16 protein-coding genes and 1 riboswitch are annotated in these 15,751 nt (G+C 63.0%); of the genes, 3 read left to right on the forward strand and 13 right to left on the reverse strand.

Annotated elements, in window-relative coordinates; all coding sequences use genetic code 11:
- The first annotated feature begins 11 nt into the window (after positions 1 to 11).
- Together CHB75_RS00135 and CHB75_RS00140 are read left to right on the forward strand one after the other, a co-directional pair.
- Positions 12 to 1,541 (forward strand): tripartite tricarboxylate transporter permease, encoded by a 1,530-nt coding sequence (locus tag CHB75_RS00135; protein WP_089268495.1) that lies wholly within the window; start codon positions 12 to 14, stop codon positions 1,539 to 1,541.
- Positions 1,542 to 1,763: 222 nt separating this feature from the next.
- Positions 1,764 to 1,909, forward strand: a riboswitch (FMN riboswitch).
- A 74-nt stretch (positions 1,910 to 1,983) separates the two neighbouring features.
- Positions 1,984 to 2,418 carry a 6,7-dimethyl-8-ribityllumazine synthase gene (locus CHB75_RS00140; protein ID WP_089268496.1) on the forward strand — a complete coding sequence of 145 codons (435 nt, stop codon included), beginning with the start codon at positions 1,984 to 1,986 and terminating at the stop codon, positions 2,416 to 2,418.
- Positions 2,419 to 2,558: 140 nt separating this feature from the next.
- On the opposite strand, the gene CHB75_RS00145 is transcribed toward CHB75_RS00140, so the two are convergent.
- The 11 genes from CHB75_RS00145 to CHB75_RS00195 form a co-directional block, all read right to left on the reverse strand.
- A complete protein-coding gene (locus CHB75_RS00145) occupies positions 2,559 to 3,281 on the reverse strand; it encodes a hypothetical protein (protein WP_089268497.1) in 723 nt (240 codons plus the stop codon).
- On the reverse strand, positions 3,278 to 3,898 hold the full coding sequence (locus CHB75_RS00150; RefSeq protein ID WP_089268955.1) for an aspartate/glutamate racemase family protein: 621 nt from the start codon (positions 3,896 to 3,898) through the stop codon (positions 3,278 to 3,280). Before CHB75_RS00150 ends, CHB75_RS00145 begins: the two co-directional genes overlap by 4 nt.
- A 29-nt stretch (positions 3,899 to 3,927) precedes the next feature.
- Positions 3,928 to 4,392 (reverse strand): RidA family protein, encoded by a 465-nt coding sequence (locus CHB75_RS00155; protein ID WP_089268498.1) that lies wholly within the window; start codon positions 4,390 to 4,392, stop codon positions 3,928 to 3,930.
- Complete coding sequence (locus CHB75_RS00160; protein WP_089268499.1) at positions 4,389 to 5,567, reverse strand: amidase; 1,179 nt, start codon at positions 5,565 to 5,567, stop codon at positions 4,389 to 4,391. The genes CHB75_RS00155 and CHB75_RS00160 overlap by 4 nt, the downstream gene beginning before the upstream one ends.
- Positions 5,568 to 5,570: 3 nt before the next feature.
- Complete coding sequence (locus CHB75_RS00165) at positions 5,571 to 6,551, reverse strand: ABC transporter ATP-binding protein (RefSeq protein WP_089268500.1); 981 nt, start codon at positions 6,549 to 6,551, stop codon at positions 5,571 to 5,573.
- A complete protein-coding gene (locus CHB75_RS00170) occupies positions 6,548 to 7,600 on the reverse strand; it encodes an ABC transporter ATP-binding protein (protein ID WP_089268501.1) in 1,053 nt (350 codons plus the stop codon). Before CHB75_RS00170 ends, CHB75_RS00165 begins: the two co-directional genes overlap by 4 nt.
- Positions 7,587 to 8,474, reverse strand: coding sequence for an ABC transporter permease (locus tag CHB75_RS00175; protein WP_089268502.1), 888 nt, complete (start codon positions 8,472 to 8,474; stop codon positions 7,587 to 7,589). Before CHB75_RS00175 ends, CHB75_RS00170 begins: the two co-directional genes overlap by 14 nt.
- Positions 8,475 to 8,477: 3 nt before the next feature.
- Positions 8,478 to 9,431 carry an ABC transporter permease gene (locus CHB75_RS00180; RefSeq protein WP_089268503.1) on the reverse strand — a complete coding sequence of 318 codons (954 nt, stop codon included), beginning with the start codon at positions 9,429 to 9,431 and terminating at the stop codon, positions 8,478 to 8,480.
- A gap of 63 nt (positions 9,432 to 9,494) precedes the next feature.
- Positions 9,495 to 11,096 (reverse strand): ABC transporter substrate-binding protein, encoded by a 1,602-nt coding sequence (locus CHB75_RS00185; protein ID WP_089268504.1) that lies wholly within the window; start codon positions 11,094 to 11,096, stop codon positions 9,495 to 9,497.
- A 488-nt stretch (positions 11,097 to 11,584) separates the two neighbouring features.
- Positions 11,585 to 12,682, reverse strand: a complete 1,098-nt coding sequence (locus tag CHB75_RS00190; RefSeq protein ID WP_245840562.1) for a transglutaminase-like domain-containing protein — start codon at positions 12,680 to 12,682, stop codon at positions 11,585 to 11,587.
- Between the two features lie 70 nt (positions 12,683 to 12,752).
- Positions 12,753 to 13,622, reverse strand: a complete 870-nt coding sequence (locus CHB75_RS00195; RefSeq protein WP_217898754.1) for a transglutaminase family protein — start codon at positions 13,620 to 13,622, stop codon at positions 12,753 to 12,755.
- A gap of 95 nt (positions 13,623 to 13,717) precedes the next feature.
- Between CHB75_RS00195 and CHB75_RS00200 the strand changes: the two genes are divergently transcribed.
- Positions 13,718 to 14,611 carry a transglutaminase-like domain-containing protein gene (locus CHB75_RS00200; protein ID WP_089268505.1) on the forward strand — a complete coding sequence of 298 codons (894 nt, stop codon included), beginning with the start codon at positions 13,718 to 13,720 and terminating at the stop codon, positions 14,609 to 14,611.
- Positions 14,612 to 14,639: 28 nt separating this feature from the next.
- Here CHB75_RS00200 and CHB75_RS00205 read toward each other — a convergent pair whose 3' ends face one another.
- Together CHB75_RS00205 and CHB75_RS00210 are read right to left on the reverse strand one after the other, a co-directional pair.
- Positions 14,640 to 14,954: a DUF1244 domain-containing protein gene (locus tag CHB75_RS00205; RefSeq protein WP_089268506.1), complete on the reverse strand. Its 315-nt coding sequence runs from the start codon at positions 14,952 to 14,954 to the stop codon at positions 14,640 to 14,642.
- A gap of 20 nt (positions 14,955 to 14,974) precedes the next feature.
- Positions 14,975 to 15,712, reverse strand: coding sequence for an N-formylglutamate amidohydrolase (locus CHB75_RS00210; RefSeq protein WP_089268507.1), 738 nt, complete (start codon positions 15,710 to 15,712; stop codon positions 14,975 to 14,977).
- Between the last annotated feature and the right edge of the window lie 39 nt (positions 15,713 to 15,751).

The following is a 15,751-nucleotide window of genomic DNA, read 5'->3' on the forward strand; positions in this document are numbered from 1 at the left end:
AGGGGACATTCATGGAAACGCTCTCCTCTCTCGCCGACGGCTTTGCCATCGCCATCACCTGGCAGAACATGCTTCTGGCCCTGCTGGGCTGCTTTCTGGGTACCGTCATGGGCGCGCTGCCGGGGCTTGGCCCGTCGAACGGCGTCGCCATCCTGATCCCGCTGGCTTTTACCCTTGGCCTTGGCGCGACACCCTCGCTGATCCTGCTGACCTCGGTCTATTACGGCGCGATGTACGGCGGGCGGATCAGTTCGATCCTGCTCAACATCCCCGGCGATGAACCTGCGATGATGACCTGCCTTGACGGCTATCCGATGGCGCAAAAGGGGCAGGCGGGCGAGGCGCTGGCCATCTCTGGCATCGCGTCCTTTGTCGGGTCGTTCTTTGCCACCTGGGGTCTGATCTTCCTCGCGCCGCAGCTGGTCAAGATCGCGCTGCTGTTCGGCCCTGCCGAATACTTTGCCCTCTTCGCGCTGGCCTTTGCCACGCTGGGCGGCGTCAGTTCGACCAATCAGGCGAAATCAGCCTTTGCAGCTGCCCTTGGCCTTGGCCTTGCGATGATCGGCGTCGACACCCAGACCGGCGTGCCGCGCTTTACCTTTGGCGAGGTGCATCTGTACGACGGTCTGGACTTCCTTGTCGCCATCGTCGGTCTGTTTGCCCTGTCCGAGGTTTTCATCTTCCTCGAACACCGCCACGGCAATGCCGACGCCGCCGACAAGAAGATCACCATTGGCCGCCTGACGCCGCCCATGTCGATGATCAAGCAATGCACACCGACCATGCTGCGCTCGACCTTCCTTGGCTTCCTTGCCGGGGTGCTTCCGGGGGCGGGCGCCTCGCTCGGGTCCTTCATCTCCTACTCCATGGAAAAGAAGCTGGTCGACAAGGGCACATTCGGCAAAGGCGATCCTCGTGGCGTTGCCGCGCCCGAGGCTGGCAACAACGCCGCCGCCGGTGGTGCGCTGGTGCCGATGCTGGCGCTCGGCGTGCCGGGTTCTGGCACCACGGCGGTCCTGCTGGCGGTTCTGCTGAGCCTCAACATCACGCCGGGGCCGCTGCTGTTCACCCAGAACCCCGATGTGGTCTGGGGCCTGATCGCGGCGCTGTTCATCGCAAACTTCATGCTGCTGGCGATGAACATCCCCATGGTGGGCCTGTTCACCCGCATCCTGATGGTCCCGCCCAAGGTGCTGATGCCGGTCGTCGCGATGGTCAGCTTTGTTGGCATCTACGGCATCTCGGGGTCGACCTTTGACCTTCAGGTGATGATCGGGTTTGGCCTGCTGGGCTGGGTGCTGCGCAAGTTCGACGTGCCCTTGGTGCCGATCATCCTTGGCACGCTGCTGGGCAACGCGATGGAGAGCAACATGCGCCGCGCCATCACCATCGACGACGGCAACTGGGGCACGCTGGTGGACAGCCCGCTGGCGCTGGGTCTTTGGGCGATCGCGATCATCGGGTTCATCCTGCCGGTTCTGGTTGGCAAGATGATCAAGTCCAAGATGCGCCGGGACGACGAGTCCTCGCTGTCTGACTAAGCCTCTGGGCCATGACACTTAAAAGGGCGCGCCATCCCACGGCGCGCCCTTTTGCATTTGCGTTGCAGCCCAAGCCCCACCAAAGTGGAAATACCCGGTCAATAAGAGTGAGTACCCTCGTGGATTCCTTCGAAGGTGCCGCGCTATTTGATAGGTCGGTTGTGCGGACAAAGTTTCAGTTGACGAATGGCTTGCGCAGGTCAGCAATAACAGCGATGGGTAACATATTCTCAGGGCGGGGCGAAATTCCCCACCGGCGGTAAGCAGTATCAACTGCAAGCCCGCGAGCGCCTTCCTATTGGAAGGGTCAAGCAGATCAGGTGTAATTCCTGAGCCGACGGTTAAAGTCCGGATGAAAGAGAATGCGCCTCTGATTCACATCCAGTGGAGAGGGCTGGCGCGTGATCGCCTTGGGTGAAGTGTCACTAAAAAGGAGATCACTATGACACCCACCCGATACGCCTTCATCAAAGCAAATTGGCATGCGGAAATTGTTGATCAAGCGTTGATAGGTTTTATGCAGATAATCCCTTCGAAGCAAATAGATGTGTTCGATGTTCCGGGAGCATTTGAACTTCCGCTTCTCGCGCGTCGTTTGGCTAAGAGTGGAAAGTATGACGCTATCATAGCAGCAGCGTTTGTTGTTGATGGGGGCATATATCGACACGATTTCGTTGCTCAAGCGGTCGTGAATGGTCTGATGCAGGCAGGGTTAGATGCTGATGTTCCCGTTCTTTCGGTCTCTTTGACACCTCACAATTTCCACGAGACGGAGCATCATATGGGCATCTACCGCGAACATTTCATCGTAAAAGGGCGTGAGGCTGGTGAGGCTGCGCTTGCTGTCATAAAAACGCTAAAAGAGGCTGCAGACTAAAGTAGACTGGCGGCGTCGAGATGCCGCCACGACTTGCATCAATGATGTTAGGTCTGGACACGAACCGGTCCTTCCCTGCAAGGGGAAAGCCGCGCACATCAGGTAAGACGCACCATAAACCAGCTTGCCCTGCTTCCAGTCTAGCCCAGAGTGACCGACACCTCGCCCAGCCCGTCGATCTGCCCGGTGACTTCGCCCGGTTCGCTGACATAGGTCAGCGGATGCAGCGTGCCGGTGATGACTATCTGACCCACCTGCAACCCACCGCAGTGATCGCCGATTTCGGACACCAGCGCGCGGAGTGTGCCAAGGGCCGATCCGCCGGGCACTGTTGTCTGCCCGTCGAGGATGACCTGCGCGCCCTTCTGCATTCGCGCCGTGACCACCCCGAAATCCCGCCCGTCCCAATCCGCCAAAGGGGTGCCGATGATCAGCCCGTGATTAATCTGAAAATCAGCCAGCTTTGTGATCGGACCTTCGGCCATCGGCCCGCTCAGCCGGGTGTCGACCAGTTCGATCACCGGCACCGGCAGGACGCAACGCACCAGCGCCTCGTCGAAGTCAGCAGCACCCGGCGCGGGCAGGGGGGCGATGATCTTCCAGCCGACCTCAAGCTCGATCCCCATACGGTCGCCCATCGCCACCCGCGCGCCAGAGGGCAGGGCATGCTGCGCACGGATCGGCGCCGCATCGGGCTTCAGGGCGGTCTTGAACCCTGCCACCGGCCCAAGGGCGGCGATCACCCGGCGTTGGACGTGGTAGGCTTCGGCCACAGTGCTGGGCGCGCCACCATCCGGGGCGACACGTGTCCCGGTGCGGTGGGCGTCAATCAGGGCGTCGGCAAAGGCATCTAGGTGGGTCATGATATATCCTGAAGAAGGGAGAGGAGACGGCGCGCCGCCTCGGGGATTGGCGCGACAAGAGCGCAGGGAGCCTGCGGGCGCAAGCGCTCTGCCGCCTCGCCCAGCGGGCCGCCGCCGATGATCACCGCCTCGGCCCCCGCCGCATGTGCGCGCCGCGCCGCCGCCAGAAGCGCGGTGTCCAGAGCCTGCGCATCGGCGGCCAATGCCAGCGCATCACCCGAAGCAAGGAACGTTCCCAGATAGGCACCCCCGGGTGCCGAGGCACGCATCAACGCATCGATCCCGTCGACCAGTCCCGGAGTATGCGTCACCACGGCGTAGCGACGCCCGCCCTTTGCTGCGGCCAGCGCCGCCGACTCTCCGATGCCCACGACAGGCACCGCCAGCCGCGCCGCCAGATCCGCGCGCCCGGGATCACCAAAGGCCGAAACGATCACGCCGTCGATCCCGGCGGGGATCTCAGCCCCGGCCACCTGCTCGGCAGCGGTGGCAAGAAGGTCCATTGTCATCAACAGACCCGGCCCGTCTGGCGCGGTCCAGCCCTGCACGTGCCGAAGGGTACGCGCGGCAATTGTAACCATCGCCCGGGTGGTCGCCGCGTTGCTGTTGGGGTTCATCAGCAGAACCCGGGGATTGGCGGCGCGCATCAGCCCAGTTCGACCACCGCATCCACTTCGACCAGTGCGTTGGCGGGCAGGGAGGCCACATTGACCGCCGTGCGCGCGTGGCGCCCCGCATCGCCCCAAAGGTCGATGAACAGCCGCGACGCACCATTCACGATCAACGGCCCGTCGGGATATCCGGGATCGGCGGCGACAAAGCCGCCCAGCCGCACCACAGACCGCACACGCGACAGCGACCCGGCCACGGCCTTGATGGAAAACAGCAGGTTCAGCGCGCACATCTGCGCCGCCTCCTGCCCGATTGCGGTATCAAAGCCCTTGCCGATGGGGCCGAAATACTTGGGCACGCCCTGCCATTCGCAGATCTGCCCGGACAGGAACAGCAGGTTGCCGGTGATCTTGCCGGGCAGGAACAATGCGCGCGGCGGGGCAGACGGCGGCAGGGTCAGGCCAAGTTCGGCCAGATTGGCTTCGATGGGGCAGTTCATGACGGGACCTCCTTGGACAGCTTCTCGGCCAGCGCAATCAGCGACACGTCCGATCCGCGTGGCCCGATCAGCGAGAGGCCATAGGGCGCGCCATCAATCCAGCCCGCGGGAAAGGTCACCTGCGGCAGACCGGCCAGACCGGCAACGCACAACAGGCGCATGGCGTCGTGGCGGTAGCTGTCAAAGACCTCGACCGGCGCGTCGAGCCGGAAAGGGGCGGTCGGCACCGTCGGGGCGAGCAGGACCCCGGTGGTCCCCAGAAGGGTCTGCATGTGCGTCGCATAGGCCGCGCGTGCGGTGTTGGCGGTCGCAAAATCCGCCGCGCTGATCTGTTCCGCCGATGCCACGCGCCCGTCGATCCCGTGTACCAGTGGCATGGCAGAGGCGCGGATCCACGGGATAATCGCCGCTTTGGCGTCCCAGCCCATGGTGGTCAGGAAGGTGTGATAGGCCGCTTCGACACCGCCGGGAAAGACCGTGACTTCGCGCGCCGTGAACGGGCCGAACACCGCCTCGTAAATTACGCGGGATTCGGGTGCGAGTTGTGAGGCCATGTCCATCGGGCGCAGCAGGATAGGCGTTTGCGGCAGCGAAACGGTGTCCGGTCCGATCAATGCCTGTGCCACACGGCCCAGTGTCTGGCCGTCGCGGGCAAAGAAACCGGCGCTGTCGTAGCTGGGCGCCAGTGGCTGAACTGCCTCCAGCGAAACGCGCCCGTGGGTGGGCCGCAACCCCCAGATGCCGCAAAAGCTGGCAGGGGCACGCACCGACCCACCAGTGTCCGATCCGATGGCGATGTCCGCCAGGCCCCCAGCCACGGCGACGGCAGAACCTGAGGATGATCCCCCGGGAATGCGGTCTGGTGCTGCGGGGTTCACGGGCGTACCGAAATGCGCGTTCATGCCGTACATCGACCAGGCGAGCTCATCCGTGTGGGTTTTACCAACGAACCGCGCCCCGGCATCGAGCAGACGATGCACTGCCGGTGCCGTCACACTGGCCACCGGGCTTTGGGCCAACCGCAGAGGGCAGCCCGATCCGGTGCGGTATCCCGCGACGTCGTAGATATCCTTGACCGCCAGCGTCAGGCCGGACAGCGGGCCGCTGTCGGCATTGGTCACCGGGATCGGCTCGTATGGCATGAAGCAGCGGAAGGGATCGTGGGAAATCAGCATGTCCTACTCCGCCGCCACAAATGCATTCGCATGGATACAGGCAACCCGGCGTCTGTCGCTGGGCACATGCACCGGGGGCAGGGCGGCGCGACAGGCCGGTTCTGCCAGCGGACAGCGCGGGGCAAAAGAACAGGCGTCGGGGCGCGTATCCAGCGACGGCGGCGCACCCGGGATGGCATTCAACCGCGCGCCACGCGCCGCGTCGTGCAGATTGGCCGCCAGCAACCCGCGTGTATAGGGGTGGCGCGGGTCCTTGATGACCTCGCGCGTGGTGCCCTCTTCCACGATCTGTCCGGCGTACATCACCGCGATGCGTTCGGACACTTCGACCGCGACGCCGATATCGTGGGTGACGAATATCACCCCCATGCCGAATTCGCGCTGCAGGTCGCGCAGCAGCAGCAGGATCTGTATCTGCACCGTCGCATCCAGCGCCGTGGTCGGCTCGTCCGCCAGCAGCAGGCGTGGACGGCAGGCCAGCGCCAGCGCGATCATCACCCGTTGCAGCATCCCGCCGGACAGTTCGTGCGGATAGTTGCGCAGACGGCGTTCGGGCGACGGGATGCGCACCCGCCGCAACATGTCGAGCGCGGTGGACAGCGCCTCTTCCTTTCGCACGCCCTTGTGGCGCATCACGGATTCCGCGATCTGGTCGCCGACGGTGTACACAGGGTCCAGCGCCAAACCCGGTTCCTGAAATACCATCGAAACCTCTTCGCCCCGATAGGCCTGAAGCTTTTTCCCCGACAGGGTCAGCACATCGACACCGTTCACCTCGATCTCGCCATCAATCTGGGTGCGTTTCGGTGGCAGCAGGCGCAGCAGTGTTTTCAGCGTCACCGACTTGCCCGACCCGCTTTCCCCCAGCAGCGCCAGCGTTTCGCCCTGTTTCAATGTCAGGGTCAGGTCGTTGATCGCGTGCACCGTGCGCGCGCCGGTAAAGCGGACGTTGAGATTGCGGATATCGACAAGGTTCCCGGTCATGCCAGCACGTCCTTTCCGGCCTTGCTGTGTCCCGACCCTAGGTCGTGCAGATGGCAGGCCGCCAAATGTTCGGACCCGACCGACAGCGGGCGCAGGGTCGGCACCTTGGCTTTGCAGACCGTTTCCGCAAACCGGCAGCGGGTGTGAAACCGGCAGCCCGACGGCGGGTTGATCGGGTTGGGCGGATCACCGGCAAGCGGCGGTTCCATCGTGCGGTTGTCCGGATCCATCGACGGCATCGCCGAAAACAGCGACCGCGTATAGGGATGCGCCTGCGACGACCAGATCTGATCCACCGGTGCGATCTCGACCACCTCGCCCAGATACATCACCAGAATCCGGTCCGAGATATAGCGCACCACGTTCAGATCGTGGCTGATAAAGATATAGGTCAGGCCAAACTCGGCGCGCAGGTCAGCCAGCAGGTTCAGCACCTGTGCCTCGACCGATTTATCCAGCGCCGAAACCGCCTCGTCCAGCACCACCAATCGCGGTGACATCGCCAGCGCGCGGGCGATGTTGATGCGCTGCCGCTGGCCGCCGGATACCTCGTGCGGATACCGCTGGGCGAACCGGTCGGGCGCCAACCCCACACGCTCCATCAACCGGCGGGCGCGGCCCACGGGATCGGACAGCCCCTGAATGCGCGCACCAAAGGCGATGCTCTCCTCGATAGTCAGCCGCGGGTTGAGCGAGGCATAGCTGTCCTGAAACACCATCTGCACCCCGCGCCGTAGATCGCGCAGCGACAGCGTGCCGCCAAGGTCCTGACCGTCATAGATGATCTCGCCCTTGTCCTTGTCGATCAGGCCGATCAGCAGCCGCGCGGTGGTGGATTTGCCACAGCCGGATTCACCGACGATGCCCAGCGTCTCGCCCTTCTTTACCTCGAACGACACGCCATCGACGGCCTGCACCAGCGCCTTTTTCCCGCCAAGGATGCCGCCGCGCACGGGGAAATACTTTTGCAGATTGCGCACGATCAGCAATGGCTGCGCCGGGCCGCCCTTGTCGGCAAGGCCGTCGGGCAGGGGGTTAGTCACGGACATTCATCGCACTCCTTACGCCATCGCTCAGCAGGTTGAGGCAAAGCGAAGTGACAAAGATCATCATCCCCGGTAGCGCCGACAGCCAGGGGTTCACATAAATGGCCGACCGCAGCGTGTTCAGCATCAGCCCCCATTCGGGTTCCGGCGGGCGCACCCCGATACCCAGAAACGACAGCCCGGCGGCAAGGATCATGCAGACCGACGTCAGCGAGGTGGCATAGACAAAGATCGGCGACAGCACGTTGCCGATCACATGAACCCGGATAACCGTCAGTGCGTTGGCACCCGATGCCCGCGCCGCATCGATGTAATCCAATGCCCGCACGCCCGAGGTGACCGCCTCGGACACGCGGGTGATCGGCGGGATGAACACGATGGTGAGCGAGACAAGCGAATTCACGATCCCCGCCCCCAGCGCGCCGGAAATGGCGATGGCCAGCAGGACCGACGGAAAGGCAAAGAACACATCCACCGTGCGCATGATCACCGTGTTGACCCAGCCGCCCGCATAGCCCGCGACGATCCCCAGCGTGCCGCCGATAAAAAACGCCAGAACAACGGGCGTGAGGCCAATGAACAGCGTCAGCCGCCCGCCATAGATCAGCCGGACCAGCATATCGCGGCCCTGTTCATCGGTGCCAAGGATGTGGCCGGGCGTGCCGATGGGTTTCAACCGGGCGATCATCGACCCCTTGTAGGGATCGGCAAGCCCAAGGTAGGGCGCGAAAATTGCCGACAGGATCAGCAGCAGGATCACCGCCATGCAGATCAGCGTGACGGGATCGCGCATCAGACGTGCCCCCACGCCGGACCAGTAGCCCTTGCCTGATTCCGTGACCGGCTCTTCGAGGATGTCGGTATCGACCGCCGCCATGGTTCAGCTCCTCTTGATACGCGGGTCGATGGCGGCCTGCGCCACGTCGACGATCAGGTTCATGCCCACAAAGAACAGCGCGAGCACCAGAATGGTCCCCTGCAACAGCGGCAGATCGCGCTGGAAAATCGCGTTGGACAGCAGGAACCCGGAGCCGGGCCAGTTGAACACCGTCTCGATCAGGATCGACCCGCCCAGCAGATAACCCAGCTGCAGCCCCATGACCGACAGCGCGGTGGCGGCGGCGTTGCGGGCCACATGGCGCAGCACGTCGCCCCGGCTCATCCCCTTGGCATATAGCGCCAGCACGAAATCCTGTGTCAGCAGGTCCCCGGCCAGCGCGCGCACGGTGCGCGCGACGATCCCGATGGGCACCACGGCTAGGGTCACGGCAGGCAGCACAAGGTGGCGAATATGCAGCCAGTCCCAGGACCAGTCCTGCGATCCACCCGGACCGGCCCCCATCGACGGCAGCCAGCCAAGGTTGACGGAAAAGATGATGACCAGAACGATGCCCAGCCAGTAGTTCGGCACCGATACGCCCGCGATCGAAATGGCCGTAACGGCGCGATCCAGCAGGGTGTCGCGGAAATACCCGGCCAGAAAGCCAAGGAAGATGCCGATGGGAAAGGCGATGACCGCGGCGCTGGCGGCCAGCAGCAGGGAATTCTGAACGGCGCCAAAGACTTCGCCGGCAACGGGTCGTCCGGTGGCGATGCTCTTGCCCATGTCGCCCTGCGCAAGGTTGCCAATCCAGATCGCGTATTGCACCGGCAGTGGTTTATCGAGGCCATAAATTGCGCGCATGGCGGCCTGTTCATCCGCCGTTGCATCGACCGGCATGATGGCGGTCAGCGGATCGCCCGGGGCAATCTGGACCAGCAGGAAACAGATCACCGAGACGCCAAAGGCAACGGGCAGCATCAGGATCACGCGGCGTAGGAAATAGCTGAACACTTGGCATTCCTTGGATAAAAAAGCCCCCCGCCACGGTGGGCGCGGCGGGGGGCGGGGCTCAGATCATTCCATCGTGATGGACGAAAAGTTCTGATACCAGTTCTGCGCCTGCACAAAGCCTTTGACCTTGGGGGACAGGGCGCGCGGGGCAACGTCGTGGGTGACCATCAGGAACAGTGCGTCGTCCACGTATTTCTCGTGTGTCTTGCGCAGGACCTTGTCCTGTTCCTCGGGGTCGAAGGTGGTCTTGATCTCGTCAAACAGCGCCTGCATTTCCGGGTCGCAATAGTGGCCCCAGTTGGTGCCGTTCGGCGCAATCAGATCGCAGGACAAATGGCGGATCAGGCCGGTGAACGGGTCCTGGATGAAGTAGGTGAAGTTGATCGACATCGCCCCTTCGACCGCCGCATCGGCAGCACCGGCACGCCACAGGTTGATCATCTGGTTCCACTCGACAACCATGAATTCAACCTCGATGCCGACTTCGGCAAGGCTCTGCTGGAGGTATTCGTTCATCGGCAGCGGCAGCATCTGGCCCGACCCCGAAGGAGAGATCAGCGCCTTGACCTTCAGCGGGTTTTCAACGCTGTAACCTGCCTCGGCCAGCAGGGCCTTGGCGGCTTCGGGGTCGTACTTGACCTCGAATGTCGGTTCACCGAACCACTGCGACGACGGCGGCAGGAAGCCCTTGGCCGGGACCATCAGGCCACCCAGCAGGGCGCCCATGCCTTCGCGGTCAATGGCAAGGTTTGCCGCCTTGCGCACGCGGATATCGTTCCAGGGCGACCCTTCCAGACGCGACAGGTGCCAGGTCCAGTTGTGCGGATAGGCGTTGGACGAAATGGTGAACCCATTGCCGGTCATCGCCGGGATGGTGTCGGGCGCTGGTGCCTCGATCCAGTCGACCTGACCGGACAGCAGGGCAGCGGCGCGGGCGTTCGGCTCGGGCAGGGGGATCAGCACCATCTTGTCGAGCTTGGGGATACGGGTTTCGTCCCAATACGCCTCGTTCGGGACCAGTTCGGCGCGCTCACGCGGCACAAAGGCTTCCAGCTTCCAGGGGCCGGTACCCGACGGCGTGTTGGCGACCTTTTCCCAGTCCTTGTCCAATGCTTCCCAGTTCGCCTTGGACGACATCAGGATCCATGCCAGCTGATAGGGCAGCGTGGCATCCGGGGTCTTGGTGATGATTTCAAGCGTGTAGTCGTCAACGGCCGAATAGCTGGCGACGGCCGGAATACGCGATTTGCCCTGCGCAGCCTGACGGGAATCGTACTGTTCGGAGGTGTCGACCAGCAGCTTGTCAAAGTTCCAGACCGCGTCGGCGGCGGTAAAGGGGCTGCCGTCATGGAAGGTGACGCCTTCGCGCAGCTTCAGGGTCCACTTGGTCTTGTCCTCGGCATCGACCGACCATTCGGTGGCAAGGCCGGGGATCAGAACCGACGGTTTGTCGGCGCTGGTCAGGTCCCATTCGATCAGCGAATCATAGACCGTATAGCCCATGAACCGCATGCCTTCGCCGCCCTGATCGGTCTGGCCGGTGGTCAGCGGAATGTCGGATGCCGTCATGCCGATACGCAGGGTGCCCTGGGCTGCGGCGCCCTGTGCACATGTGAGGGAGGCAGCCAGCAGCAGGGCCGCGATCCCTTCCTTGAAGTGTCTCATGTTCAAACTCCATGTCGTTTCGGGACAGTTGTTGCGTCCCTTGCGGCACAGGTTGCGCGAGGCAAAAACTCATTCCTGCACCAATGAGTCTATTGGTGCGCTAGAAGGCGTTCAAATTGATTGGCGCGCTCAATTGATGTGCGGCGCAATGATGGATGGCGAAAAATTGGGCGTGGGTGGGACTTTTGGATCGCGTGTCGCAGGGCGCAGACAGATCCGCTGATGTCGGGGGCAAAATTCGGGCCGCACTCAAGCAAAAGGCACCGGGTCGGCGCATTTGAGAGTGTCGATTCGAGCAGCGGACATCAACCGCAGCGCTTGCTGCAAGGGTGGTGAATCCGCGCGTCATCACGCAGGGTTCAGCGCCGCAAATCTACCTCGGGCCTGTGACCGGGCCGAAGTCGCTCAGCCAAGCTTATGGGGGAGGGGGACTCTGCCAGGGGGCGCCCGGCAGAGTCCTGTCTGTCTTGATCTGGCTTTGCGTCGGCTCAGGCCGTCAGTTCGCGCGCGGTGATGGTGTAATAGCGGCGGTCCATGTCCAGCGGATCGAACCGCTCACCAGCCACTTCGGCCTGCGGGTACATCAGGAATTCAACCGCACCATTGTCCGAACCGGGCAGCACCACGTCATGGGCAAAGTTATAGGCGATCCAGTTGCCTTCCCAGCCGCCGAACAGCGCGGCGCGGGCATCGACGACCTTGGGGTCATCCAGCGCCAGATCCTTGGGCGGCTCTTCCAGCATGACCTTGCGCACATCTGCCGGATCAACCGCGACCCAGCCGAAGCCGTCGAGGAAGACTTCGGCGCGGCAATGCTGCGCCTTGGTCACATCGGGGGAACCGGCGCCAAGGCTCTTGTAGCCAAAGGCCGATTTCGCCACGCGCAGGCCATAGACATCCCGCGACGGCAGACCGGCAGCGCGGGCCAGCCCGACATACAGCGAATTGAGGTCGGCACATTTGCCCGTCAGGTCACCCACGGCCAGCATCGATGCCACATCACCCAGCCCGCAGCCACGGGTTTCCGGGTTGCGCGCGGTGTTTTCCACGATCCAGTCATAGATCAGGCGCGCCTTTTCCAGATCGCTGTCCGCACCGGCGGTGATCTTGTCCGAGGTTTCCTTGACCAGACCATCAGTCGGGATCAGCGCGGTTGCAGATGTATAAAGCGTACGCTCCTGCGCCGACAGTTCCGGCGTCTGGCCGGGCTGGGTCAGGTCCGTGTCGCGGCCCTGGGCCGAGATGGTATTGACCAGATCAAGCACCTTGTCGCTGGTGCCTGCATCCCATTCAGCATGCAGCATGGCCACACCATTGTCCGGGTTGGTCACGATTTCGGCGCGGTCTGCGTTGGTCGTCCAGTCGGTCGCGCCGGGCGTCATCCAGCCTGCTTCGTCAACGGCGGGCAGCGGCACCCAGATCTGCGCCGCTTCGGTTGTTGCGGGCAGGGCGATGCGCGTGGTGATTTCAAACTTGTGCCATCCATCGGGCGCGGGGCTGAAGGCCGCCATTGCGCCGCGGGGCAGCATGGCAAACATCGATGCTGCAACACCGGCTGTCATCACTGTGCGTCTGTTCATGTCCATGTCGCAACTCCTATGAATAAGGTCGGCAGCTTTAGGCACCTGTCGGGCGATCTGCAAGCCGGTGGCGGAATCAATCCATATTGGTAACGGTGACCGAAACGGTAAGGCCCAGAAAGACAGCGCCGTTGCCACTGTAGCTGCCGGAAATCGGTGATGCCTGTGTCGGTGTGCGGGTCGTCGCAACCCGGATCAACGCGCTGCCCGCAGTCAGCCGGTTGGTCGGATCGAACTCGATCCAGCCCTCGCCCGGCACAAAGACATCGGCCCAGGCATGGGTCGCCCCGCCACCGACCGGCGCATCCGGCCCTGCACCGGAATCTAGGTATCCTGTGACGAACCGCGCGGCAAAGCCGAACCGGCGCGTCGCCTCCATGAACAGAAAGGCAAAGTCACGGCAGGTGCCCAGCCCCTTGGCAATGGTTTCGCCCGCCGTCTGTGTGCCCATCTCTTCGCGCCGGGAATATCCGGTGACGCGGTGGATGGTGTGGCTCAGGCTGCGCAGAAAGGGGACCGCGCTGCCGGGCCGGTCGGTGAAATGCTGCGCAAGCCACTGGTCCAGCACCCCGGCATCCTGCGGATTGTGAAGATCCACATAGGGCGACAGATCCCGCGCGTCTTCGTCGGAATAGACAAAGGGGTAGGGGCAGACATGGTCCCCCTCCATCCGGGCATGGACGTCTGACCCATAGCGCCGCAACAGCAGCTCACTTTCGATGAAAAGCGAGTCGGTGGGTTCTGAAAAGGTCGCCTCGGCAATGGAATTCCCGAAGGTGTCGAAATACCAGCGCAGCTCGGCCCGGGGACGGATCGTCAGCACCGCGTCATCCACCCACAGATCGTGCCCGTCGCGTGGCCGCAACATGAGCTTGTGCGGGTTCAGCGTGATCTTCCGGTCGTACTTGTATTCGGTCCGGTGGAGGATGCGTAAACTTCGGGGCACTGGAACCTTTCCGGTACAGGCGCGTTTCCACTCTGCGCAATGGCTCTGCAATGCTGAACCATCGCCCTCTCTACTCCTAAAAACAAGGACCAACCATGCTCATCCGTTTCGGATTCGAGATTGATATCGAATGTTCGGCCCCGGTGCCGATGCTCCTGGCTCTCTCGACCCACAGTGCGCTTGACGGGCGGTTGATCGGAAACGACGTCGTGCGCGCGCCTCAGCAAAGCGACGCGCGAAGCTATATCGACCGCTTCGGGAACCGCATTACCCGGATTGTCGCCCTTCCCGGATCGACCAGGCTTTGGTCGGACTGCGTTGTCGATTTCGATGGCCAGAAAGACGTGCAGGCCCCAGCCGCCGCGCAGCATGCAATTTCCGAACTTCCCGACGAGGTCCTCAGCTACCTGCTGCCCAGCCGCTATTGCGACAGTGACAACCTCACCTCGCAGGCCTGGGGAATGTTCGGCCAGACCGCCAAAGGCTGGCAGCGGGTCGAGGCGATCGTGGCCTACGTCAACAACCACGTGACCTTTGGCTATCACTACGGTCGGGCGAACAAGACCGCGTCCGAGGTGTTTCACGAAAGGACCGGCGTCTGCCGCGACTTTGCGCATCTGTCGATCGCATTCTGCCGCGCGATGAACATTCCGGCGCGCTATGCCAGCGGTTATCTTGGCGACATCGGCGTGCCCTATTCCGGGCCGGGCGATTTCTGCGCCTGGTTCGAGGTGTATCTGGACGGCCGCTGGTACACCTTCGATGCGCGCTACAACACGCCCCGGGCGGGGCGCATCCTGATGGTGCGCGGCGCGGATGCTGCCGATGTGGCGATGATCACATCCTTTGGCAGCCATAACCTCAAATATTTCCGGGTCTGGACCGATCAGATAGAAGACGGCCTGTCGGACACGGCAATACGCGACATGCTCCAGACCCGCCCCAACGGCGAGCCGCTGGTCTATCCCTCATCCGCGCGGGTGGCCTGAGACGGGTTCTCAGGCCACGACACTCGGCTCAGTCCTTCTTGCCGACATTCTCGGCAAAGGCGGTCTCGAACGCCGCCTGCTTGGCCCCTGACGCCTCGGTTTGGTGCTGGGCTTTCCATTCGTCCATCGTCATGCCGTAGAAGGCCTCGCGGCCCTCGTCCTTGCTCATCTCTATGCCGCGTTCGTTCGCGGACTCCTGATACCAGCGGGACAGGCAGTTGCGGCAGAAACCGGCCATGTTCATCAGGTCGATGTTCTGCACATCGGTGCGGTCCTGCATCAGGTGCTGGCGCAACCGGCGAAAGGCCGCAGCCTCAAGCTCGATACGGGTCTGTTCATCCATGTCTCAAATCCTCCATAGCTTCATACATCGGCACGCCGCAGCGCCTCTTCAAGCATGGGGGCCAGTCGCGCACCCCATGCCGCCTGCGTTTCTTCCGTCTCGATCAGATCGCTGCGCAGCTCGATCAGCGTGTTCTGCCGCCCGTGTTTCAGCCCGTGCTGATCAACGCAATCGCCTGGCAGGTGCCCGGGATAGGGCTGGTTGCGCCCCACGGCCAGATCCGGCTCTGCATCCAGCAGCGTGATCAGCGGGTCCGACAGACGCCGGTCCCAGGCGTGCAGGATACCGATGTGCCAGGGCCGTTCAGGGCGACCGCGCAACTGGCGTGTAAAGGAATGCACCGCCACGATCACAGTATCCTCGCGCCGCGCTGCCAACTCCTCCAGCGCCGTGTGATAGGGCCGGTAATAGGCCGCCAGCCTGCGCTCTTTCTCTGCGGCGTCCGCCTTGCGGTTCGCAGGGATCACCGATCCGTCATAAAGCCGCATCAGCAGCGTCGGATCATCCTCGCCCCGGTTCGGGTCGATCACCAGCCGCGAAAAGTTCGAACAGATCACCGGCGCGCCCAAAGCCTCCCCCAGCGCGCGCGACACCCCCGCTGCGCCAATGTCATAGGCGATGTGGCGTGCCATATCTTCGGGCGGCAGTCCCAAAGATGCCTCTAATTCGGGCGGCACGATGTTGGCCGCATGGTCGCAGGTGATCAGCCACGGGCTGTTTCGCCCGGCGCCAACTATATGGTAAGGGGTGTAGGTCATGGGTATGTCATCTCTCCGGCGCATCTCATAGAGGAGTTG

The sequence above is a fragment of the Puniceibacterium sediminis genome (genome assembly GCF_900188035.1).
GTDB lineage: Bacteria > Pseudomonadota > Alphaproteobacteria > Rhodobacterales > Rhodobacteraceae > Puniceibacterium > Puniceibacterium sediminis.